The organism is Azospirillum sp. B2RO_4 (assembly GCF_051124815.1).
Lineage (GTDB): Bacteria > Pseudomonadota > Alphaproteobacteria > Azospirillales > Azospirillaceae > Azospirillum.
Genome location: NZ_CP118485.1, coordinates 2,231,315 through 2,255,544, shown reverse-complemented (window position 1 = coordinate 2,255,544; position 24,230 = coordinate 2,231,315). Strand labels below are relative to the sequence as shown.

At 69.1% G+C, this 24,230-nt stretch carries 19 protein-coding genes; 13 read left to right on the top strand and 6 right to left on the bottom strand.

The window, feature by feature from the left end:
• Positions 1 to 72 precede the first annotated feature (72 nt).
• The gene (locus PWS46_RS10750; RefSeq protein ID WP_434614801.1) at positions 73 to 1,383 is read left to right on the top strand and encodes a branched-chain amino acid ABC transporter permease; all 1,311 of its coding nucleotides are present in this window, start codon (positions 73 to 75) and stop codon (positions 1,381 to 1,383) included.
• A gap of 55 nt (positions 1,384 to 1,438) precedes the next feature.
• Here the strand turns inward: PWS46_RS10750 and tyrS are convergent, their stop codons facing one another.
• Entirely contained in the window at positions 1,439 to 2,707 is a 1,269-nt protein-coding gene (gene tyrS / locus PWS46_RS10745; protein ID WP_434614798.1) for a tyrosine--tRNA ligase, read from the bottom strand.
• Positions 2,708 to 3,094: 387 nt separating this feature from the next.
• Between tyrS and bfr (PWS46_RS10740) the strand changes: the two genes are divergently transcribed.
• Both bfr (PWS46_RS10740) and bfr (PWS46_RS10735) read left to right on the top strand, forming a co-directional pair.
• Positions 3,095 to 3,577, top strand: a complete 483-nt coding sequence (bfr, locus tag PWS46_RS10740) for a bacterioferritin (RefSeq protein WP_434614795.1) — start codon at positions 3,095 to 3,097, stop codon at positions 3,575 to 3,577.
• Positions 3,578 to 3,591: 14 nt separating this feature from the next.
• A complete protein-coding gene (gene bfr / locus PWS46_RS10735; protein WP_434614792.1) occupies positions 3,592 to 4,071 on the top strand; it encodes a bacterioferritin in 480 nt (159 codons plus the stop codon).
• 32 nt (positions 4,072 to 4,103) lie between these two features.
• Here bfr (PWS46_RS10735) and parA read toward each other — a convergent pair whose 3' ends face one another.
• Positions 4,104 to 4,748 (bottom strand): ParA family partition ATPase, encoded by a 645-nt coding sequence (gene parA / locus PWS46_RS10730; RefSeq protein ID WP_085090739.1) that lies wholly within the window; start codon positions 4,746 to 4,748, stop codon positions 4,104 to 4,106.
• Positions 4,749 to 4,878: 130 nt separating this feature from the next.
• Between parA and PWS46_RS10725 the strand changes: the two genes are divergently transcribed.
• From PWS46_RS10725 to leuC, 3 genes are all read left to right on the top strand, one after another.
• Complete coding sequence (locus tag PWS46_RS10725; RefSeq protein WP_434614789.1) at positions 4,879 to 5,874, top strand: L-threonylcarbamoyladenylate synthase; 996 nt, start codon at positions 4,879 to 4,881, stop codon at positions 5,872 to 5,874.
• 110 nt (positions 5,875 to 5,984) lie between these two features.
• Positions 5,985 to 7,403 carry an FAD-binding oxidoreductase gene (locus PWS46_RS10720; RefSeq protein WP_434614786.1) on the top strand — a complete coding sequence of 473 codons (1,419 nt, stop codon included), beginning with the start codon at positions 5,985 to 5,987 and terminating at the stop codon, positions 7,401 to 7,403.
• Between the two features lie 141 nt (positions 7,404 to 7,544).
• Positions 7,545 to 8,948 carry a 3-isopropylmalate dehydratase large subunit gene (leuC, locus tag PWS46_RS10715; RefSeq protein WP_434614783.1) on the top strand — a complete coding sequence of 468 codons (1,404 nt, stop codon included), beginning with the start codon at positions 7,545 to 7,547 and terminating at the stop codon, positions 8,946 to 8,948.
• A 72-nt stretch (positions 8,949 to 9,020) separates the two neighbouring features.
• On the opposite strand, the gene PWS46_RS10710 is transcribed toward leuC, so the two are convergent.
• Positions 9,021 to 12,749: a YhdP family protein gene (locus PWS46_RS10710; protein WP_434614780.1), complete on the bottom strand. Its 3,729-nt coding sequence runs from the start codon at positions 12,747 to 12,749 to the stop codon at positions 9,021 to 9,023.
• 99 nt (positions 12,750 to 12,848) lie between these two features.
• Here PWS46_RS10710 and PWS46_RS10705 point away from each other — a divergent pair, with 99 nt between their 5' ends.
• The 4 genes from PWS46_RS10705 (at position 12,849) to PWS46_RS10690 (ending at position 18,607) form a co-directional block, all read left to right on the top strand.
• On the top strand, positions 12,849 to 15,857 hold the full coding sequence (locus tag PWS46_RS10705; RefSeq protein WP_434614776.1) for a bifunctional [glutamine synthetase] adenylyltransferase/[glutamine synthetase]-adenylyl-L-tyrosine phosphorylase: 3,009 nt from the start codon (positions 12,849 to 12,851) through the stop codon (positions 15,855 to 15,857).
• Between the two features lie 56 nt (positions 15,858 to 15,913).
• Positions 15,914 to 16,378: a thioredoxin-dependent thiol peroxidase gene (gene bcp / locus PWS46_RS10700; protein ID WP_085090142.1), complete on the top strand. Its 465-nt coding sequence runs from the start codon at positions 15,914 to 15,916 to the stop codon at positions 16,376 to 16,378.
• Positions 16,379 to 16,593: 215 nt separating this feature from the next.
• The gene (locus PWS46_RS10695) at positions 16,594 to 17,457 is read left to right on the top strand and encodes a hypothetical protein (protein ID WP_434614773.1); all 864 of its coding nucleotides are present in this window, start codon (positions 16,594 to 16,596) and stop codon (positions 17,455 to 17,457) included.
• Between the two features lie 40 nt (positions 17,458 to 17,497).
• Entirely contained in the window at positions 17,498 to 18,607 is a 1,110-nt protein-coding gene (locus PWS46_RS10690; RefSeq protein ID WP_434614770.1) for an anhydro-N-acetylmuramic acid kinase, read from the top strand.
• Here the strand turns inward: PWS46_RS10690 and aat are convergent.
• Positions 18,604 to 19,248: a leucyl/phenylalanyl-tRNA--protein transferase gene (gene aat / locus PWS46_RS10685; RefSeq protein ID WP_434614767.1), complete on the bottom strand. Its 645-nt coding sequence runs from the start codon at positions 19,246 to 19,248 to the stop codon at positions 18,604 to 18,606. The genes PWS46_RS10690 and aat overlap by 4 nt on opposite strands.
• Before the next feature lie 145 nt (positions 19,249 to 19,393).
• Here aat and PWS46_RS10680 point away from each other — a divergent pair, with 145 nt between their 5' ends.
• Positions 19,394 to 20,140: a ribonuclease T2 family protein gene (locus tag PWS46_RS10680; RefSeq protein ID WP_434614764.1), complete on the top strand. Its 747-nt coding sequence runs from the start codon at positions 19,394 to 19,396 to the stop codon at positions 20,138 to 20,140.
• Positions 20,141 to 20,143: 3 nt separating this feature from the next.
• On the opposite strand, the gene PWS46_RS10675 is transcribed toward PWS46_RS10680, so the two are convergent.
• Together PWS46_RS10675 and PWS46_RS10670 are read right to left on the bottom strand one after the other, a co-directional pair.
• The gene (locus tag PWS46_RS10675) at positions 20,144 to 21,061 is read right to left on the bottom strand and encodes an NAD(P)H-hydrate dehydratase (protein WP_434614761.1); all 918 of its coding nucleotides are present in this window, start codon (positions 21,059 to 21,061) and stop codon (positions 20,144 to 20,146) included.
• Positions 21,062 to 21,101: 40 nt separating this feature from the next.
• Positions 21,102 to 21,866: a histidine phosphatase family protein gene (locus tag PWS46_RS10670; RefSeq protein WP_434614758.1), complete on the bottom strand. Its 765-nt coding sequence runs from the start codon at positions 21,864 to 21,866 to the stop codon at positions 21,102 to 21,104.
• Between the two features lie 214 nt (positions 21,867 to 22,080).
• Here PWS46_RS10670 and PWS46_RS10665 point away from each other — a divergent pair, with 214 nt between their 5' ends.
• Positions 22,081 to 23,187, top strand: a complete 1,107-nt coding sequence (locus tag PWS46_RS10665; RefSeq protein ID WP_434614755.1) for an alkene reductase — start codon at positions 22,081 to 22,083, stop codon at positions 23,185 to 23,187.
• 256 nt (positions 23,188 to 23,443) lie between these two features.
• Positions 23,444 to 24,004, top strand: a complete 561-nt coding sequence (locus PWS46_RS10660) for a cold-shock protein (protein WP_085090136.1) — start codon at positions 23,444 to 23,446, stop codon at positions 24,002 to 24,004.
• Positions 24,005 to 24,230 lie beyond the last annotated feature (226 nt).

The following is a 24,230-nucleotide window of genomic DNA, read 5'->3' as shown; positions in this document are numbered from 1 at the left end:
GCAATTTGCTGGCGCTTCCCACCCTTCCAAATTGTCGGTAGGCTGAACCGTCCCACCTGACCGGGCGGTTCCGTGCCTCGCATCCTGCCGCTGCTGTGTTTCGTACTGCTGCTGCTCACCGGGTGCGGCGTCGATGCCGACCAGGATGCACTGTGCCGGAAGCTGATCCCGGCTTTCGATGACGGTCCCGTCACCGACTTGTCCACGCGCGCGTACGCCGAGGACAAGCGGGTGCTGCGCGTCGATTACCGCAGCGCCGGGCAGGCGCATTGGATCGCCTGCCGCTTCGCCGGCACGTCGATGGAGGAGGGGCGGCGGACCCTGGAGGCGGTGGCCACCGACCGCAGCGGCTGGCTGACCGGGATGCGCTTCGCCATGCTGCAGCAATGGCTGCGCATCCGGCCGCCGCGCGATGCCGTCGGCGGAGCGGTCGATACGGAACGGGCGCCGCCGACGCGCTGGACGCCGGTCCTGTTCCTGGTCCAGCAGATCATCAACGCCGCCACCGTCGCCTGCGTCTATGGGCTGCTGGCGCTGGGCTACACCCTGGTCTACGCCATCCTCGGCCAGATCAATCTGGCGATGGGGGAGCTGACGATGGTCGGCGCCATGCTGACGGCGATGGCGGCGGCCGGCCTGGGCATGGCCGGCTGGGCGACATGGCCGCCGGCGCTGCTGGGGGTGCTGGTGCTGGTGATGGGCTTTACCGCGGTGCAGGGCTGGACGATGGACCGGCTGGTCTTCCGCCGTCTGCGCGGGGTGCGCAGCCACACGCCGCTGATCGTCGCGGTCGGGCTGTCCATCGCCTATCAGGAGGGGGTGCGGCTGCTGCATGGCGCCCGCGACTGGTGGCCGGCGCCGGTGCTGACCGGGCGGTACGACCTGCTGAGCGACGGGGCCTTCACCGTCACCGCGCTGACGGCGCAGCTGGCGATCCTGGGGCTTACCGGCGGGCTCTATGCCCTGCTGTGGGGAATCATGCAGCGCACCGCCTTCGGCCGGGCGCATCGCGCCTGCACCGACGACATCGCGGCGGCGGAACTGGTGGGGGTGGACGTCAACCGCACGGTGGCGGCGACCTTCGCCATCGGCGGCGGGCTGGCCGCGGCGGCGGGGGCGGTGATCGCGCTCTATTATGGCGGGGTGAACTTCTTCACCGGCTATCTGATCGGCTTCAAGGCGCTGGCCGCGGCGGTGGTCGGCGGCATCGGATCGGTGCCGGGGGCGATGCTGGGCGGCGCCCTGCTGGGGCTGGTGGAGACCTTCTGGTCGGCCTATTTCGCGCTCGCCTACAAGGACATCGTCGCGTTCGGGCTGTTGACGCTGTTCCTGATCTACCGGCCGCAGGGATTGATGGGACAGGCGCGGGGAAGGGGCGATTAGGCGGGAGGTGCCGGTCGGAGACAAAAGACCCCGGCCGGCACCGTGAGCAGCCTCCTTACCCCACCTTCACCAGCGCGTGCCGCTTCTTGCCGGCGCTGAGCTTGACCACGCCGTCGGCGTTCAGGTCCGCCGCCGTCGCCTTCGCCGTCTCGTCGGCGATCGGCCCGTCGTTCAGCTTGGCCCCGCCGCCCTTGATGAGGCGCCGGGCCTCGCCCTTCGACGCCGCCAGACCGGCCGACACCAGCAAATCGACCACCGGCAGCCCGGCCTCCAGATCGGCGCGGGCGACCTCGATGCTGGGCAGCCCCTCGGCAGCGGCGCCTTCCTCGAAGGCGCGGCGCGCGGTCTCTGCGGCCTCCAGCGCGGCTTCCTCGCCATGGGCGAGCTTCGTCACCTCGTTGGCGAGGATCTTCTTGGCCTCGTTGATCTCGGCGCCCTGCAGGCTTTCCAGCCGGGCGACCTCGTCCAGCGGCAGTTCGGTGTAGAGGCGCAGGAAGCGGCCGACGTCGGCATCCTCGGTGTTGCGCCAGTATTGCCAGAAATCATAGCTGCTGAGCTTGTCGGCGGTCAGCCAAACCGCGCCGGCGGCCGTCTTGCCCATCTTGGCGCCCGACGAGGTGGTCAGCAGCGGCGTGGTCAGGCCGAACAGGTCGGCGCCGTCGGTGCGGCGGCCCAGTTCGACGCCGTTGACGATGTTGCCCCACTGGTCCGACCCGCCCATCTGCAGCGTGCAGCCATAGCGCCGCTTCAGCTCCACGAAGTCGTAGGCCTGGAGGATCATGTAGTTGAATTCGAGGAAGGTCAGCGGCTGCTCGCGGTCCAGCCGCAGCTTGACCGACTCGAAGCTCATCATCCGGTTGATGGTGAAATGCCGGCCGATGTCGCGCAGCAGCGGGATGTATTTCAGCTCGTCCAGCCAGTCGGCGTTGTTCGCCATCACCGCGTCGGTCGGGCCGTCCCCGAAGGTCAGGTAACGGCCGAAGATGCGCTTGATGCCCGCCATGTTGTTGCCGATGACCTCGTCGGTCAGCAGCTGGCGCGCCTCGTCCTTGCCCGACGGATCGCCGATCTTGGTGGTGCCGCCACCCATCAGGACGATCGGCTTGTGGCCGGTCTTCTGCAGCCAGCGCAGCATCATGATCGGCAGCAGGCTGCCGACATGCAAGGAGTCGGCGGTGCAGTCGAAGCCGATATAGGCGACGATCGGCCCCTTTTGCGCCCGCTCGTCCAGCGTGGCGAGGTCGGTGCACTGGTGGATGAACCCGCGCTCCTGAAGGGTGCGCAGGAACTCCGAAGAGGGGGCCGAGGGGGTGGTCGTCGTCATGGCCGCAATCCGGCTGTCGTTGAAATGAGGGGCGAGGAATTCCCGCGGTCTGTTACCACGGAACGGCCCCTGCCTCAATGCGGCGGCCGGATCGGGGTGGGGGAACTGCTCCATCCGCCGGCCCGTCCTCCGGCTCAAGCATCGCTGCGCTGCCGCAAGTCAAATCCCACAAGTCATGCCGGGGAATTCCCTCGATTCCATCCCAATCGCAATTGACATTGATTCGCAATACAGACGTCCTGCCTTGACTGTATTTTATGCAGCGCGCCGCCTTTCTAAATGAAAGTGACTATCAACTACATTTCTGTTTCTGCAGGAGATTTTTATTGTGCGAGTCCTTCTTCTGTGACAAGGTGCGACAAATTATCCATTCAGGAGCATCCCACCATGCAAGGCGATCAAGGGGTCCTGGACCGTTTGAACAAGCTGCTCACCGGCGAACTGAGCGCGGCCGACCAGTATCTGTCCCATGCGCGCAGCATGGAGGACATGGGCCTCAAGGCGCTCGCCGAGCGCATCTCGCACGAGCGGGAAGAGGAACTGGAGCATGCCGACAAGCTGATCCGCCGCATCCTGTTCCTGGAAGGCACCGCCGACGTCGCCAGCCGCGACCCGATTCACATCGGCAAGACCGTTCCGGAGATGATGCGGAACGACCTGAACCTTGAATATGAGGTGGTGGCCGCGCTGAAGGAGGCAATCGCCTATTGCGAGCAGGTGAAGGATTACGACACCCGCCGCATCCTGCTGGAACTGCTGGTCGACACCGAAGAAGACCACGCCCACTGGCTGGAACAGCAGCTTGGACTGATCGACATGCTCGGCCTGCAGAATTACCTGCAGTCGGCCATGGGCGGCTTCCCGACCTGAGCGGAGGACGGATCATGAAAGGCAGCAGCGACGTCATCGCCCAGCTTCAGATCGTCCTGAAGGACCAGCTGACGCAGATCAACCAGTATTTCCTGCACGCCCGCATGCTGAAGAACTGGGGCGTCAAGGCCCTGGGCAAGTGGGAGTATCACGCCTCCATCGAGGTGATGAAGAGTGCGGACGAGATCATCGAACGCATCCTGTTCATCGAGGCGATCCCCAACCTGCAGGACCTCGGCAAGCTGCACATCGGCGAGGACGTGCCGGAGATCCTCTCCAGCGACCTCGCCGCCGAGCAGGAAGCCCGCGACCGCATCGCCCACGCCATCGCCGTGTGCGAGGAAAAGGCCGACTACGTGTCGCGCGACGAGCTTTCCGAACTGCTGGAAGAGTCGGAAGAGCGCATCGACTATCTGGAAACCCAGCTGAGCCTGATCGACGACATCGGGCTGCCCAACTACATCCAGTCGGCGATGGGCGAGTTCAAGGACTGAGTTTTGGGGGGCGGTTGGCTTCGATTGCCCCCTCAAACCCGCCCCAGAATCTCCTCGGCCAGCGCCTGCATCTCGGCCGCCGCCTGGGTCTTGCGTGCGGCCTCCGTCACCGACAGGCCGGTCATCAGCGTGCCGGCATAGGCGGTGCGGTTGCCGACCTGGGCCGCCGCCAACTCCACCGCCGGCGGATCGACCAGCTCATGCACCTTGGCGATCAGTTCGTCGGCGATGCGGGCGCGCGGCGGCACGCGGTTCAGCACCAGCAGCAGCCGGCGCTTCTCCTGCGCCGCCAGATCGATGGTCGGATGCACCGCCCATAGGTCCATCGGGCTCGGCTGCACCGGGGCCACCACCAGCGTGGCGGCACGGACGGCGATGCGCGCCTCGGTCTGGGCGTGCGGCGGGCTGTCGATCACCACGATGTCGTGGGCGCGCGCCAGTTTCTCCACCTCGGCCTGGGTGCGCCAGCCGGTGATCTGCACATGGGTGAAACCGGGCTGCCCGCCGGTCGCCTCGGCCCGTACGGCGTGCCAACGGGTCAGGCTGCCCTGCGGGTCGATGTCGACGGTGGCGACGCGGTATCCCAGCTGCGCCCAGGCGATTGCGAGATGGGCGGCCAGCGTGGTCTTGCCGGCGCCGCCTTTCTGCTGCGCCACGGTGAAGACCTTGCCCGTCATGCCCGTACCCATCATGTTGTGTTCGGTGATTGCGCACTCCCCTCATAACCTTGGGCATGGCACCGGTGCAACCGCGCGAATTGACCCCCATCATGATTGACAGCCGCGTCGCGCTGGCTAGAAAGACGCCGTGACCGACCATTCCGCACCCGATACCGGTGAAAAGCGCCCGGCGCTGATCCCGGCCACCCCCGCCGGCATTGCCCGCGCGGCCGAGATGCTGCGCGCCGGCCGTCTGGTCGCCTTTCCGACCGAGACGGTCTATGGCCTGGGCGCCGACGCCACCGACGACCGCGCCGTGGCGGCCATCTTCGCCGCCAAGGGCCGGCCGCAGTTCAATCCGCTGATCGTCCATGTCCCCGATCTGGTCGCCGCCCACTCCTGGGGCCTGTTCGACGACCGCGCCCACGATCTGGCGACGCAGTTCTGGCCCGGCCCACTGACCATGGTCGTGCCGCGCCCGGCCAACTCCGCCCTGTCGCTGCTGGTCAGCGCCGGGCTTGACAGCATCGCCATCCGCGTGCCCAACCACCCGGTGGCCCAGGCCATCCTGCGCGCCGCCGGCAAGCCGGTCGCCGCCCCCAGCGCCAACCGCTCCGGCGCCGTCAGCCCGACCACGCCGCACCATGTGCTGGAAAGCCTGGGCGACCGGGTCGACGCCATCGTCACCGGCGGCAAATGCATGGTGGGCCTCGAGTCCACCGTCATCGACCTGACCGGCCCGGAGGCCGTTCTTCTGCGCCCCGGCGCGGTGCTGCCCGACGAAATGGAGCGGCTGATCGGCCCGGTCCGCCTGTCGGCCGGCGACCCGACGGCGCCCAAATCTCCGGGCCAGCTGGAAAGCCACTACGCCCCCAATGCGGCGGTGCGCCTGAACGCATCGTCGGCGGAGGAGGACGAGGCCTTCCTGACCTTCGGCCCCGACCGCTTCGTCTTCGGCGGCACCACGCGGCTGAACCTGAGCCTGGAAGGCGACCTGAACGAGGCGGCGGCCAACCTGTTCTCGCATCTGCGCAGCCTGGACCAGAGCGGGGCGAAGCGCATCGCCGTGATGCCGATCCCGGAGGTCGGGCTCGGGCTGGCGATCAACGACCGACTGCGCCGCGCCGCCGCGCCGCGGAGCTGAACCGCTGCGTTGCAGCAGGTCTGCGCAACAGTTGCATGGAAATGGGGGCGGCTAGATTGTAGAAGTGTCGCGTTTCGACGCGTCCACCTCCACCTGCCGGACCCCGTGCCATGACCAACATCGCCGCCGCTCTCGACCGGATCCGCGCCATCGTCGGCCCGTCCGGCATCCTCACCGACGCCGCCGACATGGCCCCGTACCTTGCGGAGTGGCGCGGGCGCTTCAAGGGCAACAGCCCGGCGGTGGTCCGCCCGGCCAGCACCGAGGAAGTCGCGGCGGTCGTCAAGGTCTGCGCCGAGGCCGGCATCCCCATCGTGCCGCAGGGCGGCAACACCAGCCTGGTCGGCGGCTCCATCCCCTATGAGGAGGGGCGCGAGATCGTGCTGAGCCTGTCGCGCATGAACCGCATCCGCGACATCGACACGCTGAACTACACCATGACGGTGGAGGCCGGTGTCGTCCTGACCAGCATCCAGGAGGCCGCGGCCGACGCCGACCGCCTGTTCCCGCTGAGCCTGGGGGCGGAGGGCACGGCGCAGATCGGCGGCCTGATCTCCACCAACGCCGGCGGCATCAACGTCCTGCGCTATGGCAACACCCGCGACCTCGTGCTGGGGCTGGAGGTGGTGCTGGCCGACGGCCGCGTCTGGGACGGCATGCGCCGGCTGCGCAAGAACAACACCGGCTACGACCTGAAGAATCTGTTCGTCGGCGCCGAAGGCACGCTGGGCATCGTCACCGCCGCCGTGCTGAAGCTGTTCCCGCGCCCGCGCCAGTCGATCACCGCCTTCGTCGCCGTGCCCAGCCCCGCCGCCGCCATCGAGCTGCTGGCCCGCCTGCGCGCCGCCTCCGGTGACGCCGTCTCGGCCTTCGAGCTGATGTCGCGCCGCTGCCTGGATTTCGCTCTGAAACACGTCGCCGGCACCATCGACCCGCTGTCGGAGCCCTCGCCCTGGTATGTGCTGACCGAGCTGACCGCCGGCACCAAGTCCGACGCCTTCCAGGAGACGGTGGAGACCGCGCTGGGCGAGGCGTTCGAGGCGGAACTGGCGACCGACGCCACGCTGGCCCAGTCGGACGCCCAGGCCAAGCAGCTGTGGTTCATCCGCGAGGCCATCGTCGAGGCGCAGAAGTTCGAAGGCGGCTCGATCAAGAACGACGTGTCGATCCCGGTTTCCCGTGTCGCCGAGTTTCTGGAACTGGCGGAAGCTGCGGTGATCGAAGCCTGCCCCGGCATCCGTCCGACCCCCTTCGGCCATGTCGGCGACGGCAACATCCACTTCAACCTCAGCCAGCCGGAAGGCGCCGACACCAAGGCCTATCTCGACCGCTGGGACGAGATCTGCCACGTCGTCAACGAGGTGATCTTCAAGCTCGACGGCTCGATCTCCGCCGAGCATGGCGTCGGCCGCTTCAAGAAGGACGAGATGCCGGTCATCAAGGGGCCGGTGGAGTTCGACATGTTGCGCGCCATCAAGGCGACGCTCGACCCCAAGGGCCTGCTGAATCCCGGCAAGATGCTGCCGTAAGGACCTAGCGCGTCATAATATTGCGGGGGACAGGCTTGCGGCGACAGACGTAGCGCGATGCTTGTCCCCGGCACGACACAAGGCTATGGTGCGGCCTCCGATTGTTCTGCGCCTGTCGTACCGCGAGAGAGAGTTTTTCCGATGTCCAAGCCGCGCACTCTGTTCGACAAGATTTGGGACAGCCACGTCGTGCATCGCCAGGACGACGGCACCTGCATCCTCTATATCGACCGCCATCTGGTCCATGAAGTGACCAGCCCGCAGGCGTTCGAAGGACTGCGCGTCGCCGGCCGCAAGGTGCGGCGTCCGGAAGCCACTCTCGCCGTGCCCGACCACAACGTCCCCACCACCGACCGCTCCAAGGGCATCACCGAGGAGGAAAGCCGGATCCAGGTGGAGACGCTGGACAAGAACGCCCGCGACTTCGGCGTCCGCTACTTCCCGATGGACGACGTCCGCCAGGGCATCGTGCACATCGTCGGCCCGGAACAGGGCTTCACGCTGCCCGGCGCCACCATCGTCTGCGGCGACAGCCACACCGCCACCCATGGCGCCTTCGGTGCGCTGGCCTTCGGCATCGGCACGTCGGAGGTGGAGCATGTGCTGGCCACCCAGACCCTGCTGCAGAAGCCGGCCAAGAACATGCTGATCCGCGTGGACGGCAAGGTGAACCCGGGCGTCACCGCCAAGGACATCGTGCTGGCCATCATCGGTAAGATCGGCACCGCCGGCGGCACCGGCTACGTCATCGAATTCGCGGGCGAAGCCATACGCGACCTGTCGATGGAAGGCCGCATGACCGTCTGCAACATGGCGATCGAAGGCGGCGCCCGCGCCGGCCTGATCGCCCCGGACGAGAAGACCTTCGCCTATGTCCAGGGCCGCGCCCTGGCCCCGAAGGCCGGCGCCTGGGAGCAGGCCGTCCAGTACTGGAAGACGCTGCCGTCGGACGAGGGCGCGGTCTATGACGCCACCGTCGTGCTGAACGCCGCCGACATCGCCCCGCAGGTCACCTGGGGCACCAGCCCGGAAGACGTGCTGCCGATCACCGCGACCGTGCCGAACCCTGCCGAGATCGCCGACGCCGGCAAGCGCGCCGCCGTCGAGCGCTCGCTCGCCTACATGGGCCTGACCCCCGGTCAGCCGCTGACCGAGGTGAAGGTGGACACCGTCTTCATCGGCTCCTGCACCAACGGCCGCATCGAAGACCTGCGCGCCGCCGCCGATGTCGCCAAGGGCCGCAAGGTCGCCGAGGGCGTGCGCGCCCTGGTCGTCCCCGGTTCGGGGCTGGTCAAGGAGCAGGCCGAGGAAGAGGGTCTGGACAAGATCTTCACCGAGGCCGGCTTCGAGTGGCGCGAGCCGGGCTGCTCCATGTGCCTGGCGATGAATGCCGATCGTCTGGCTCCTGGCGAGCGCAGCGCCTCGACCTCCAACCGCAATTTCGAAGGTCGTCAGGGCCGCGGCGGCCGCACCCATCTCGTCAGCCCAGCGATGGCCGTGGCGGCGGCGGTGACCGGCCATCTGGCCGACGTCCGCGCGCTGTAAGACTGTAAGGTTCGGTTGCTGAAGGGGCAGGGTCGGGGTTCTCCCCCGATCCCGCCCTTTTTGCTTGAGGCCTCAGCGCGTATGCGCCTCCGGCGGCGCCTTGGTGTCGGGCATCGGCGTGCCGTCGCCGCCCAGGAAGAACAGGTTGCGCAGGAAGCCCGGAGCCAGCACGGCCAGCGGGTTGACCGACACGTCCGGGTCGGACAGCGGCCCCTGAACATGCCAGGTGGCGGAAAAGATGCCCTGGCCCTCGCCGCCGCTCAGGATGTCGCCCAGCAGCGGGATCTGGCCGATCAGGCGGTTCAGGCCATAGACCGGGACGATGGTGCCCTGCAGGTTGGCGGTTTCCGTCTCCAGATCGATCTGCCCCTCCAGCGTCAGGCCGAGCGCCGAGCCCGAGGTGCGCAGATCCTTCAGCGTCAGCAGCCGGCCCTCCTTGCGGAAATCCGCCACCATGCGGCCGAAATTGACGCCTTTGCCGCCGCCCAGCAGCTCGGCGAAGCCCGACGGCGAGATGGCGTTCAGGATGCGGGCCAGCGCCGGGACGTCGATCAGCGTGTAATCGCGGATCTCGGCCTTGCCGACGATGGCGGCGTCGGCCCGCGGCTCGGCCGAGCGGCCGGTCAGGGTCAGCCGGCCGCCGCGCATGCGGTCGTTCAGATCCATCGCCTGCAGGGCGGAACCCAGATCCTCGGCAGTGATGGCAAGGTCGTAGACGCCCTGCGGACCCGGCCGCCATTTCAGCGACACGCCGCCGCCTTCGCTGCGGCCGGTGAGGTCCAGCAACGTCCAGGCGGTGGTGTTCCGCCGCATGGTTCCCGAGACCTGCCGCAGCCGCCGCCCCTCGCCGAACACCACCGAATCGAATTTGATGGCGACGTCCAGCGGCGTCTTGCGGCCATCGTCGGTGGGGGAGGGCGGCCCTTTGGGAGGCGGTGCGACGGCTCCTTCGCCCGATGGTGTCTTGCCGGTCAGGCCACGGGCGTCCAGGCTGGCGCCGGTGATGGTGCCGGCATAGCCGCCAGTCGATGGGCCACCGGCCGGCCCGCCCGGCTTGGCGGGAGGCAGTACGGTCAGGTCGGCGCGCAGGTCGGTCTGCCCCAGCTTGAAACTGGGGGTCTGCACCCGCGCCACCCGCTTGCCGCCGTCGGCCAGTTCCAGGTTGGTGACGCTCTTCAACCCGCCGGCATCGACGGTCAGGTTGCTGATGCGGGTGGGACGGTCCTTGTCGAACTCCAGCGTCAGCTTGGCCGTCCCGGGCTTGCCGGGAGGCTTGGCCCAGCCCAGCTCCTCGATCGACAGCCGGGTCTTTTCCAGGTTCAGATTGCCGGTCAGCAGCAGCTTGTGCTTGCGGTCCACGGTGAACAGGATGTCGGCGCCGAAGGGACCCTGCACCCGGTTTTCCAGGTCGATCCCGTGGGCGCGCAGATCGTCGGCGGTGGCGTCGCCCTTCACCGCGATGCGGGTGCGCGGACCCTTGGCGGCGCTGTCGAAGGACTCGTTCCAGTCGACGGTGACGGGAATGCCGTCCAGCTTGGTCGCGCCCTTGATCTGCATGGCCTTGAGGTCGAGCGCCAGCGACAGTTCGCCGTCGGTGGCGTTCAGCCCGGCCGCGACCTTCTCCACCGCCACCTTGTGCAGCTTGCCGGTCACGTCGAGTTCAAGCTGCTCCACCTTCAGGTCGGCCAGCAGGGGGAAGGCGAAATGCAGCTGCGCCTCGGCAGTGCCCTGCGTGCGCTTCGGGTCCATCTCCAGCTTGGTCGGATAGCCCAGCGGCGGCATGTCGATCAGCGTCAGGATGGAGCGCACCGGACCCTGGACCGGCAGGCGGATGTCCATCGTCTCCTTGCCGATGTCCAGCCCGCCGATCACCACCTTGCCGTCGCCGATCTCGATGTCGCCGGATTTCGGGTCGGCGATCCGGCCGCCCTTGGTCAGCACGGTGAAGGTCTTGCCGTCGGTCGTCGCCTCCAGCCCGGCGCCGGTGACCGCCGTCAGGTCGTGGAAGTAGCGGACGCTGATGTCCTGCCCGGCCATGGTGGCGAGGAAGCGGGTGGTCTCCGGCTCCCCCGATCCGTCGAGCGGCAGGGACAGCGCCGCCTCCGCCCGCGCCTCCGTCACCGTGCCGTGCGACAGGTTGCGGGTCACCCATTCCCGCGCATTGGGACCGGCGACGGTCGGCCAGTAGCGGTGCAGTTCGTCCAGCGCGACGCCGCGGGCGGTCGCCTGCGCCTCCACCGCCATGCGGTCGCCCTGGCGCAGCGCGGTGCCGCTGGCCTCGACCTTCGGCTGCGGCCCGCCGGCTTCGCCCAGCACCGCGCTCAGCCCGTCCAGCTCGATGCGGTCGAGGTCGCCATGCAGACGCAGCCGCGCCGACTCGACCGGCACCGGTCCTTCGAACAGGTCGGGGCGAAGCAACTGCCCACGCCCGGCGGCGATGTCGGCCTTGCCGCCGGTCGGCTGCAGCGACGGGTCGAAGGCGACCTCCACCGTTCCCGACAGTGGCAGGTCGGCGGCCTTCAGCGGCGCCAGCAGCGGGGCGAGGCCGGCGACGGCGGCGGGGGTGAAGCCGGTCAGGTGCGCGGTCGCCCGGCCGTCCTTGTCCGGTCCCTGCCGTCCCGACAACTCCAGCCCGGCGGTTCGGCCGCCGGCGGTCAGCGACAGGCTGGCCTGGAGGTCGCGTCCGCCATCGGTCTCCACCAGTTCGCCCCGGCCGCTCAGGCCCAGCGGTTTGCCGCCATCCGCCGCCGCCAGCGACAGGTCGTCGATCCGCAGCCGCCGGCCCGGCACGTCCAGGCTGCCGCGCAGTTCCAGGCTCCGCACCGCGACCGGCTCCGGCCGCAGGTCGGCGGGCAGGGCAACGGTGCCGGCGCCGCCGCGCAGGTCCAGATCGACCGTCATCGGTTCGAAGCGCGGGTCCAGCCGCGCCGAGACCGTGCCGGACAGCGGCAGCTTCACCGCCGACAGCGGCGCCATAGCCGGCCCGACCTCCGCCAGCGCCGCCGGCTCCAGCCCGTCGACCGACAGGGTCAGGTCGGTGGTGGCGTCGGCGATGTTGTAATGGCCGGCGGCGGCGACGGTCACCGCTTGCGGAGTCGCTCCACTGCCGCCATTGCCCAAATCCAGCGTGACGCGGGCGCGCCCCTGGGCGCCCTGGGAATCGCGGGTCAGCACGATGTCGGCGCGGGTGGCGTGCCAGGACAGATCGAGCATGCGGTTCTCGACCCGCAGGTCGGCGCCCACCACCGACAGCCGGCGCAGCAGCCCCAGCGGCCGGTCGATGTCGGGCGGGCGGCGCAGGCTGTCCAGCGCCTCGTCCATCAGGTCGGGTCCGCCATTCTCGGAACTGCCGGCGGACTCGGCGTCGGCCCGCACGTCGAAGGCGAGGCTGCCGTCGGCGCGGCGCAGCACGGTCAGGCGCGGCCGGACCAGATCCAGGCGCGTCGGCGACAGCGTGCCGCGGAACAGCGCCGGAATGGAGAAGCCGATGCCCATCTCCGGCACCGCGGCCAGTTCCGTCCCACCGGCATTCAGCGCCTGCACCCGGCGGGCGCGCAGATCGAGACGGCGGCCGCTGCTCTCAAGCCCGTCCTCGTCTTCCAGCGACAGCACCAGCTCGCCGATGTCGATGTGGAAGCGGCCGTCGCGGTCGCTTAGCGCCTGCTCGACATAGGGGATCAGCGGGTCGAGCGCGATCGGCCCCTGCGACAGCCGCCACGCGAACAGCCCGCCGGCGGCAAGCGCCACGGCGCCGACCCCGGTCAGCGTCAGCCCGAGGATTTTCGCGGTGCGGCGGATCATCGGGCACCGTCGGAAAAAGAAGGATAATTGGTCCGATTGACCTTCACGCCCGACACGTGCAGCTTTCTGCCCATGATTTGAGCAGGAAAGACGGTTGCCATGCCCAGCCCCATCGCGTTCTCAAGCCCCTTGCCGAAGCCCTTCGATGCCGCGCAGGCGGCGCTGGGGATGGAGCGCTGGCGCCAGCAGGCCGCCGCGGCGGAGCCGGAGACCCGTGCCTGGGCGGAGGCCTTCGCCGATTCGGAACCCGGCCGGGCGCTGATCGAGGCGGTGTGCGGCAACAGCCCGTATCTCGGCCACAGCCTGACGCGGGAGCTGCCCTTCGTCGCCCGGACGGTGCGGGACGGCTTTGACGACACCTTCGCCGCCCTGATCGCCTCGCTCCACGCCGAGCATGGCGAGGAAAAGTCGATGGACCGGCTGATGGCGGGCCTGCGCGTGGCGAAGCGGCGGGCGGCGCTGCTGATCGCGCTTGCCGACATCGCGGGCGAATGGCCGCTGTTCCGCGTCACCGGCGCCCTGTCGGAACTGGCGGAGACGGGGGTGCAGCTGGCCGCGAATTTCCTGCTGCGCCGCGCCGGGGAGGCGGGGACGCTGACGCTGCCGGATCCGCAGCGACCGTGGGTCGGTTCGGGCCTGATCGTGTTGGGCATGGGTAAGCTTGGCGGGCGCGAACTCAACTATTCCAGCGACATCGACCTGATCGTCCTGTACGACGACGCTGTTGTGCAGACGCCCCAGCCGGACAACCTCGCGCGAACCTTCATCAGGCTCGCACGCGATCTTGTCCGCATTATGGATGAACGGACCAAGGACGGCTACGTCTTCCGCACCGACCTTCGGCTTAGGCCGGATCCCGGAGCCACGCCGCTGGCGGTGTCCGTGTCGGCGGCCGAAATTTATTACGGCAGCGTCGGCCAGAACTGGGAACGCGCGGCGATGATCAAGGCCCGCCCCATCGCCGGCGATCCGGAGGCGGGGGCGTCCTTCATCCGCTTCCTGGAGCCCTTCGTCTGGCGTCGCAACCTGGATTTCGCCGCCATCCAGGACATCCATTCGATCAAGCGCCAGATCAACGCCCACAAGGGCCACCGCGAGGTGACGGTCAACGGCCACGACATCAAGGTCGGCCGCGGCGGCATCCGCGAGATCGAGTTCTTCGCCCAGACCCAGCAGCTGATCTTCGGCGGGCGCGACCCGCGCGTGCGCATCGCCCCGACCCTGATGGCGAACGAGGCGCTGCGCGACGTCGGCCGGGTGCCGCCGCAGACGGTGGAGGAGCTTGCCGGGGCCTATCGTTTCCTGCGCCGTGTCGAACATCGCATCCAGATGATCGACGACCAGCAGACCCACCGTATTCCCGCCGACGATGCCGGGGTGGCGCATCTGGCGACCTTCCTCGGCTATGACGACCCCGCCGCTTTCCGGGCGGAGTTGCTGGCGACGCTGGGGCAGGTCGAGGACCGCTATGCCGAGCTGTTCGAGGAGGCGCCGTCGCTGTCGGGGCCGGGCAATCTGGTCTTCACCGGCACCGACCCCGATCCCGGCACGGTGGAAACGCTGAGCGGCATGGGCTTCGCCGATCCGGCACGCGTCATCAACGTGGTGTCGGCCTGGCACCGCGGCCGTTACCGCGCCACCCGGTCGGGACGCGCGCGGGAACTGCTGACCGAGATGACGCCGGCCCTGCTGAGCGCGCTGGCCAAGACGCCGGCCCCCGATTCGGCGCTGATGAATTTCGACGACTTTCTGGGGAAGCTGCCGGCCGGCGTCGGGCTGTTCTCCCTGTTCGTCGCCAATCCCTGGCTCTTGGAGCTGGTGGCGGAGATCATGGGCATCGCGCCGCAGATGGCGAAGACGCTGTCGCGCAACCCGTCGCTGCTCGATGCCGTGCTGTCGCCGGATTTCTTCGATCCGCTTCCGGGCAAGGCGGACGGTCTGGCCGACGACCATGCCCGGGTGATGGCGCCGGCCCGCGATTTCGAGGATGCGCTGACCTTGGCCCGGCGCTGGACCAACGACCAGCGCTTCCGCGCCGGGGTTCATATCCTGCGCGGCATCACCGACGGCGACCGCTGCGGCGCCTTCCTTGCCGATCTGGCCGACATCGTCGTCCCCGACCTCGCCCGCCGGGTGGAGGAGGAGTTCGCCCAGCGCCATGGCCGGATTCCCGGCGGCGCCTGGGTGGTGGTGGCGATGGGCAAGCTGGGCAGCCGGCAGCTGACCATCACGTCGGACATCGACCTGATCGTCATCTACGACGTGGCGCCCGGAGACGGGCCGCGACTGTCGGATGGGACCAAGCCGCTGTCGCCCAACGAGTATTACATCAAGCTGACCCAGCGGCTGACCAACGCCATCACCGCGCCGATGGGCGACGGGCGGCTCTACGAGGTCGACATGCGGCTGCGCCCGTCGGGCAATGCCGGGCCGCTCGCCACCTCGCTGGACGCCTTCGTCAAGTATCAGGCCACCGACGCCTGGACATGGGAGCATATGGCGCTGACCCGCGCCCGCGTGATCGGCGGCGATGCGGAGTTGGGGGACCGCGTGTCGGCGGCGATCCGGTCGGCGCTGACAGCGCCGCGCGACGCCGACCGGCTGCTGTGGGATGTCGCCGACATGCGGCGGCGAATCGAGAAGGAGTTCGGGACGACCAACGTCTGGAACGTCAAATACGCCCGCGGCGGCCTGATCGACATCGAGTTCATCGCCCAGTACCTGCAACTGCGCCATGGGCACGAGCGGCCGGACATCCTGCACATCGGCACCGCCAAGGCGCTGCGCTGCGCCGCCCGGACCGGCGCGCTGGACCCGGCGGTGGCGGAAGAGCTGGAAACGACGCTGCGGCTGTGGCGGCGGGTGCAGGGCTTCCTGCGGCTGACCACCGCTGGGGTGCTCGACCCCAACCAGGTGTCGCCCAGCCTCCTGAGCGGACTGGTCCGCGCCGCCTTTCCTGACGAGCGTGAGCCTGGCACTGTTGACTTCCCGGAACTGGACCACAGAATCCGTGCCGTCGCCGCCCGCGCCCATGGCTATTTCAAGGCCCTGGTCGAGGAACCGGCTGGCCGTCTGGCCCCACCCAACACCGCCACGCCTCCGGCCTGAGGACAGAGATTCCGACCGGCAAGAAGGCCGGCAAGAAGAAGGATAATCGAGCAGCCATGACCGTAGACGTCGGATCGCCCGCCCCGGATTTCACCATGCCGACCGACGGCGGAGGCAGCGTCACGCTGTCGGCCCTGCGCGGCAAGCCGGTGGTGCTGTATTTCTACCCGAAGGACGACACGTCGGGCTGCACGTCGGAGGCCTGCGGCTTCCGCGACCAGCTGCCCGACTTTTCCGCCGTGGATGCGGTGGTGATCGGCGTCTCCAAGGACAGCGTCGCCAGCCACGACAAGTTCAAGGCCAAGCACGAACTGACCTTCACCCTGGCGTCGGACACCGATGGCGCCGTGTGCGAAGCCTATGGCACCTGGGTTGAAAAGAGCATGTACGGGCGTAAGTACATGGGTATCGACCGCGCCACCTTCCTGATCGACAAGGACGGCATCGTCCGCAACGTCTGGCGCAAGGTGAAGGTCACCGGCCATGTCGCCGCGGTTTTGAAGGCGGTGCAGGCGCTGTAACCTCCAGCGGGAGGGTGGGGCGCCTTTTTCTCCCGGTATGACCGGATGGGAAGAGCGCCCCGCCGGCCCGGCTATTCCCCCGGCGTGTGGGCGTACGCCCGAAGGGTATTTTTAGAATCGCCCCAAATCTGCCTACACTTCGTGCATTCCCGCACCAGAGGCCGCGCAACCCACCGCGGTTTTGGTCCTTCGGCTGCCCCAGGGATGCACACGCCATGAACGTTGCGAACATTGCCCGGCGCCTCGTCGCCGGAGAGCTTCATTATGCGCTGGGCCGGTTCGAATCGGTGCGGCGCGGCTACAGTGCTCTGCGCCGCCTGTCCCCCCGGTCCCGCAAGCGGGCGCCGGCCGGCCCGCCCATCTCGCTTCCTCCGCTCCCCATCAGCCTGTTCGCCGGCCAGACCATCGACCGCGCGTTGGCCGACCTGCGGCGCGACTCGATCGCGCTCGGTTTCGATCTGCCCTGGCCGATGGTGGAGGAGATGGTGGAGTTCGCCACCCACTCCCCCCTGCAGCGGCGGTTGCGCGACGACCGCATGTTCTATCGCCACGATGTCCGCAAGGGCCGGCTGGAGGATGGGTCACCCGCGGTGATGGGCATCGTCCCCGATCCGCTGGACTGTCCGGCGGTGCGCCGGATCTGCCGCGACCCGCTGCTGATGGAATGTGCCGGGGCTTTCCTGGGCTTCCCCGCCACCAAGATTATCCCGCGCCTGTTCTGGAGCTTCGTCACCGACGCCACCGACGACGAGCGCCGCCAACTGGGCCAGACCATCGACTGGCATTACGACGTCCATGACTTCCATTTCTGCTCTGCGCAGTTCTACCTGACCGATGTCGGGCCGGGCGCGGGAGAGCATGCGCTGGTCCGCGGCAGCCATCACGGCAAGTCGCTGCGCATGCTGCTGGGCTCCGCCAATGCCCGCGACGAGCAACTGTTCACCCGCTTTGCCCGCGACCGCATCCTGGTGGTGGAGGGGCCGGCCGGCACCGGCTTCATCGAGGATACCTCCTGCTACCACCGCGCCACCCCGCCGGCCAGCCGCGAGCGGCTGATGCTGCAGCTGTGGATCAGCTGAGCTAGACTGGTCCGCATCGTCACTGGGGGATGCGGATCGGATGATGGAAGCGAAGGACGGGCTGCGCACGGTCGTCGGCCTGATGAGCGGCACCTCGATGGACGGCATCGACGCCGCTCTGCTGCGCACCGACGGCCGCGACCGGGTGGAGGCGCTGGACTTCCTGACCATTCCCTATGACGACGGCTTCCGTGCCCGTCTGCGCGGCTGCCTGGGACGGACGGACAGCGGCGGGGCGGTCGCGGCGGTCGAGCGCGACCTGACCGACGCCCATGCCGACGCGGTGCGCCGCCTGCTCGACAAGGCGGGCGTCGCGGCAGCGGCGGTCGAGTTGATCGGCTTCCACGGCCACACCATCCACCACGACCCGGATCGGCGCATCACCCGCCAGATCGGCGACGGCGCCCGGCTGGCGGCGGCGACCGGCATCGCGGTGGTCAACGACTTCCGCAGCGCCGACGTCGCCGCGGGTGGGCAGGGGGCGCCTTTGGTCCCGCTGTTCCACCGGGCGCTGGCGCATGGGCTGCCGCGTCCGCTCGCCGTCCTCAACATCGGAGGTGTCGCCAATGTCAGCTGGATCGGCCCCCAACCGGCGGACGGGGAGGCCGATGTGGTCGCCTGCGACACCGGGCCGGGCAACGCCCTGATCGACGACTGGGTGCTGCGCCACGGGCTCGGCCGTTTCGATGGCGGCGGGGCGCTGGCGGCGGCGGGGCGGGTGGACGCTTCGGCGCTGGCGGCCCTGATGGCCCATCCCTATTTCGGCCGTCCGGCGCCCAAGTCGCTGGACCGCGACGCCTTCGACCCGGCGCCGGTGGCGGCATTGTCGCCGGAGGACGGCGCCGCCACCCTGACCGCCTTCACCGCAGAGTCGGTTGCCCAGGTCGTTCCCCACCTGCCGGCCCCACCGGTGCGCTGGCTGGTCTGCGGCGGCGGGCGGCACAATGCCACGCTGATGGCGATGCTGGCCGACCGGCTGGGCGTGCCCGTCGAGTCGGCCGATCTCGTCGGCTGGGACGGCGACGCGCTGGAGGCGCAGGCCTTCGGCTATCTGGCGGTTCGCAGCCTGCTCGGCCTGCCGCTCAGCCTGCCGGCGACCACCGGCGTGCCGGCGCCGATGCCGGGCGGGGTGTTCCACCCGCGGGCTTAATCGGTTGTGGAGCCGAGCAAATCCGCGAGCGCCGCCTGCTGGTCGACGCCGCGGAAGTCGGTCTTGCGCTCCATCGCGGCGGCGAGGCGGCGGCGGTAGTCGGTGCGCGGGATCTCGATGGCGCCGAATCGGCTCAGATGCTCCGTCACGAACTGGGTGTCGAGCAGGGCGAAGCCGGCGGCGCGCAGCCGGGCGATCAGATGGACCAGCGCCACCTTGCTGGCCCCGGTCTCGCGGCTGAACATGCTTTCGCCGAAATAGGCGCCGCCGATCGACACCCCATACAGCCCGCCGACCAGCCGGCCGTCGCGCCAGCATTCCACGCTGTGGGCGAATCCGCTGTCGAACAGGTCGCCGTAGAGGCGGACGATGTCGTCGTTGATCCAGGTCTTCGGCCGGTCTTCCGTCGCCTCGGCGCAACCCTCGATCACCGCGCGGAAGGCGCTGTCGAAGCGCAGTTCGAACGGGCAGCGGCGCAGCGTCTTGCGCAGGCTGCGCGGTACATGGAAACCGTCCAGCGGCAGGATGCCGCGGAGTTCCGGGTCGAACCAGTGAAGCTCCCGCGATTCGGCGCTCTCGGCCATCGGGAAGATGCCGGCGGCGTAGGCACGCAGCAAAATCGGTGCGGACAGGGTGAACATGCCGGTCACTATACCCGCTGATGGGGCGGAACGCGCAAACGTTCGGCCGAAGATTGGCTGAGTGATACTGGTGTCGAGACCCCGCGACAGCAATCTCCTTCCATGGTATGCAACGCAGGGAAGCACATCCGTGGGGAAGGCCGTCATGAGAAGCGTCGTCGCCGCCATTCTGTCCGTTATGGTTGCCGGACTGTTCATTGCAAGCCCCTCCTGGGCGCAGAGGCGGGCGGAGCCGGGCAACTTCGACTATTACCTGCTGTCGCTGTCCTGGACGCCGACCTATTGCGCCCGCGACAAGTACGGTCCCGATCCCGACCAGTGCGGCGACCGCAAATACGGCTTCGTCGTCCATGGCCTGTGGCCGCAATACAATGACGGCAGCTATCCCGCCACCTGCACCCGCGACCGCAACCTGCCCAAGGCGGTGGTGGACCAGACCATGCCGGTGATGCCCAGCGTCGGGCTGATGATGCATGAATGGCGCAAGCACGGGACCTGCTCCGGCCTGAACGCCACCGACTATTTCGCCAAGCTGCGCGCCGCGGCGTCCAAGGTGGCGATCCCGGAGCAGCTCAAGGTTCCCGGCCCGACCGTGCCGGCGACGCAGGTGGAGCGCCTGTTCCTGGAGGCCAACCCCGGCCTGACGGCGGAGGGGGTGGCGGTCATCTGCTCCCGCCGCGACGTGGCGGAGGTGCGGGTCTGCCTGAACAAGGATCTGGGCTTCGTCGCCTGTGGCCAGAAGGTGGTCGACCGCTGCCGCGACCGCGACGCCGCCCTGTCGCCCGACGTGGTCCCGTCCCAGCCGCGTCGCAACGCGACGCCGCCCGCCGCCCCGGCCCTGCCGCCGGCGCCTGCCGCGGCACCCGCCCCGGCAAGCGTCCCGGCGCAGTAAGGCTCAGCCGCCCGTTCCGTCCGCCAGCGACGCCATCACCGCCGGGATTTCCGCCAGCAATTCGCGGGCGAGGAATCCCAGCGGGCCGATTCGGCGGCTCAGCCGGTTGCCGGCCTCGCCATGCAGGTAGACGCCCCAGATGGCGGCCTGTTCCGGACTGGCGCCGCGGGCCAGCAGGCCGGTGACGATCCCGGCCAGCGTGTCGCCGGAACCGGAGGTCGCAAGCCCAACGGTGCCCTCGCGGTAGGCCCAGGCGCGCCCGTCCGGTGCGACGATGCGGGTGCAGCCACCCTTGAGCGCCACCACAGCCCTCAGCCGGGCAGCCGCCTGCCTTGCGCTGCCGAGCGGCTCGGCCATTACCTGTTCACGCGGGCAGCCCAGCAGGCCGGCCATCTCGCCGGCATGGGGGGTGACGACCACGCGGCCCTCATGCCGATGCAGCGGCGCCGGGTCCCGCCCCAGCCCGGCCAGCGCCCCGGCATCCAGCACGAAGCGCGGGCCGTTCTCGTCCCCGTCCGGCTTCAGGCGTCTCAGCAGATCGGCGGTCAGGGCCGCGGTTGCGGGCTCGTCCATCATGCCGGGGCCGATCAGCACCGTGTCGCAATGCGAGGCGCGCTCGGCCAGCGTCGGGGCCGCCTCTGCGGCGATCCCGCCATCCGGTGTCTCGGGCAGGCCGGCGACCAGGGTCTCCGGCAGGGCGAGGCCGAGATGCGCGGCGACGCTGGCGACGGTGGCGATCTGCAGCTTGCCGGCGCCTGCCCGCAGAACGCCGATCCCGGCCAGCAGGGCGCCGCCCGGCACCGGCACGCTGCCGGCCACCACCAGCGCCCGGCCGCGCGTCTCCTTGTCGCCGTCGCCGTCCGGCTGGGGCAGGGGCATGCCGCGCAGAAGCCCGGCGGTGATGGGGATCTCGGCGTCCAATCGGCTCTCCACGGCGGGTGGCGATTTATCGGGCGGCAATCTATCGAGCGGCGACTGCGGCATCCGGCTCGGCGGTGACCGGGGCGCCGGCCTCCTCCAGCGGGGCGACGAAGTTGTAGCGGTGCAGCAGCAGCCCGCCGCGCGGCCCGGCCTGGGCGTCGAAACGGTATTCGGTGACGGAGCAGTTGGCGACGTCGCCGGCCGCGTCGACGGCCAGGATTTCCTCCTCCGTCATGTTTTCCAGCAGATAGCGCAGGCACAGCACCACCACCTGGTGCCCGACGATCAGCACCCGCCGGCCGCCGTGGTGCAGGCTGACGGTGTCGAGCGCGCTGCGCAGACGCAGGATCACGTCGCACCAGCTCTCCCCTCCCGGCGGACGGTGATAGAACTTGCCGAGCAGGCGGCGGAAATCGGCCTGTTCGGGGAATTCCTGGCGGATGCCGGCGCTGGTCAGCCGGTCGAGAACGCCGAACTCCTTCTCGCGCAGCCGCTCGTCGATGACGAAATCGGCCGGGTCGATCGGCAGCCCACCCGACTGGTGCAGCCGTTCTGCCGTGCGCAGCGCCCGGCGATAGGGCGAGGTCAGCACCACGTCCGGCCGCTCCACCGCCGGCATGGCGGCGAACCAGCGGCCGAGCGCGTCGGACTGCCGCTCGCCCAGCGGGCTGAGCGGCACGTCGACGTCGCGTTCGTCGATGTCGATCCGGACATGGCCGGCGGCGTGGGCGGCGTCGCGCGCGACGTTCCCGGCGCTCTCGCCATGGCGGACGATCCACAATCGGTCGGGCCAGCGCTGTTGCATCGGCGATCCCATTCCCTGGCAGGCGAAACTGTCGGAAATAACCGCCGGGCGGGCCGAAAGGTCCCTCTGCCGTGCCGGTCACGGTATGGCAGCCATGCTGCCCGTTCGGCCGCTGCGGCGTCTCGGCACCTTGCCGCCGGCGCCGGCCGGGCCACACTTTCCTGTCCAGTTTCCCATCAGCAGCCAGTCTTCAACCATACAGAATGGATCGGACATGACGGACAGCCAGGACGCGGCCCCCCTGTTCCAGCCGGTGACGATCGGGCGCCTTACCCTGCCCAACCGCATCGCCATGGCGCCGCTGACCCGCAGCCGCACCGACAACGCCACCGGCGTGCCGACCGCGATGAACGCCGAATATTACGCCCAGCGCGCCGGCGCCGGCCTGATCATCGCCGAGGCGACGCAGATCTCGCCGCAGGGCAAGGGCTATGCCTACACTCCCGGCATCCACAGTGCCGAACAGGTGGCGGGCTGGAAGCTGGTGACCGACGCGGTCCACGCCAAGGGCGGGCACATGTGCCTGCAGCTCTGGCATGTCGGCCGCATCTCCCACCCCGACCTGCAGCCGGGCGGCGCCCTGCCGGTGGCGCCCTCCGCGGTCAAGCCGGAGATGAAGGCATTCACCGTCGACGGCTTCAAGGACATCCCGGCCCCGCGCGCACTGGAACTGTCGGAACTGCCGGGCATCGTCGAGGATTACCGCCGTGCCACCCGCAACGCGCTGGCCGCCGGGTTCGACATGGTGGAGGTGCATGCCGCCAACGGTTACCTGATCGACCAGTTCCTGCGCGACGGCACCAACAAGCGCACCGACGCCTATGGCGGCTCGGTCGAGAATCGCGCCCGCTTCCTGTTCGAGGTGCTGGACGCCGTGGTGGCGGAGGCCGGGGCCGACCGCGTCGGCATCCGCCTGTCGCCGCTGAGCCCGGCCAACGACGCCCAGGAAAGCGACCCGGTCGGCACCTTCAGCCCGGTGATCCGGCGGCTGAACGACTACGGCCTTGCCTACCTGCACATGATCGAGGGGGTGACCCGCGGCCCGCATCCCGGATTCGGCGGCGATCTGGCCGAGTTGCGTGGGCTCTACAAGGGCCGCTACATGGCCAACAACGTCTATGACCGCGCCATGGCGATCCAGGCGACGGCGAATGGCCACGCCGACATGATCGCCTTCGGCCGGCCCTTCATCGCCAACCCGGATCTGGTGGAGCGGCTGCGCATCGACGCTCCGCTGGCCGAGCCGGACCCCAAGACCTTCTATGGCGGCGACCGCCACGGCTACACCGACTATCCGACTTTGAGCCAGTCGGCAGCCTGATCCGGCGGCGCACGGCCCGCGTGCAAAAACCCTCCCGAGTCGCGCCGCGGCCGGCGGGCCGGGGGTGCCGGGCTCAGCCGGCGAGGCGGCACTTCGGTGCCGCTTCGGGCGGTCGGAAGCACCGGGGATGCGGCAAGCGTGAGCCAGGGGTGAGGCATTTAAGGGCGATTTGGTCATCTTTCCTTTGGAAGGCTTGACCTGGGACCGGATCCCTGTGACAAAAGACATTCGGCACACTCTATGAGCTTGAAGACACATGTTCGACCGCCCGCCCCGCCAGGGCTTCCGCGCTCCCGAGATCACCAAGTCCAACGTCACCGCCACCGTGAAGTGGTTCAACCCCACCAAGGGGTTCGGCTTCGTGTCGCCTGAGGACGGTTCGCCCGACGCCTTCCTGCACGTCTCTGCGGTTCAGGCCGCCGGCTACGACGCGCTGGACGAAGGCACCACCATCACCTGTGACCTGGCCCGTGGGCCGAAGGGTCCGCAGGTGGCCTCCATCCACACGGTCGATGCGTCGACCGCTCAGCGTTCGGCCCGTCCGCGGACCGGCGGCTTCGACCGTGGCGGCTATGACCGCGGCGGCTACGATGCCGGCGGCGCCGGTGGCGAAGAAGTCGACGGCACCGTGAAGTGGTTCAATGCCGACAAGGGCTTTGGCTTCATCACGCCCAGCACCGGTGGCAAGGACGTCTTCGTCCACGTCAACGTGCTGCGCCGTTCGGGCATGCAGACCCTTCAGGAAGGCGATCAGGTGCGCGTCACCGTTCGTCAGGGCCAGAAGGGTCCGGAAGCGGGCAAGGTCGAGTACCTGTAAGGCTCCGGGAAATCCGGGCCTCGGCCGCGCGGCGTTCGTCCTCTCCGGACGCGCACCTTACCGGCCGGCTCCGCTTGGCTGAATAGCCTCATGGGGTCCTGAGCCGCATCGGCTCCGGACCTCCCGGTGAGAATCCGGACTTTCAGCGCACGGCGCCTCCCTTCGGGGGCGCGCCGTGCGTTCCTGTCTTTTGTACTGCTGCTTTTGCGGTCCTGGCTCGTGAGTG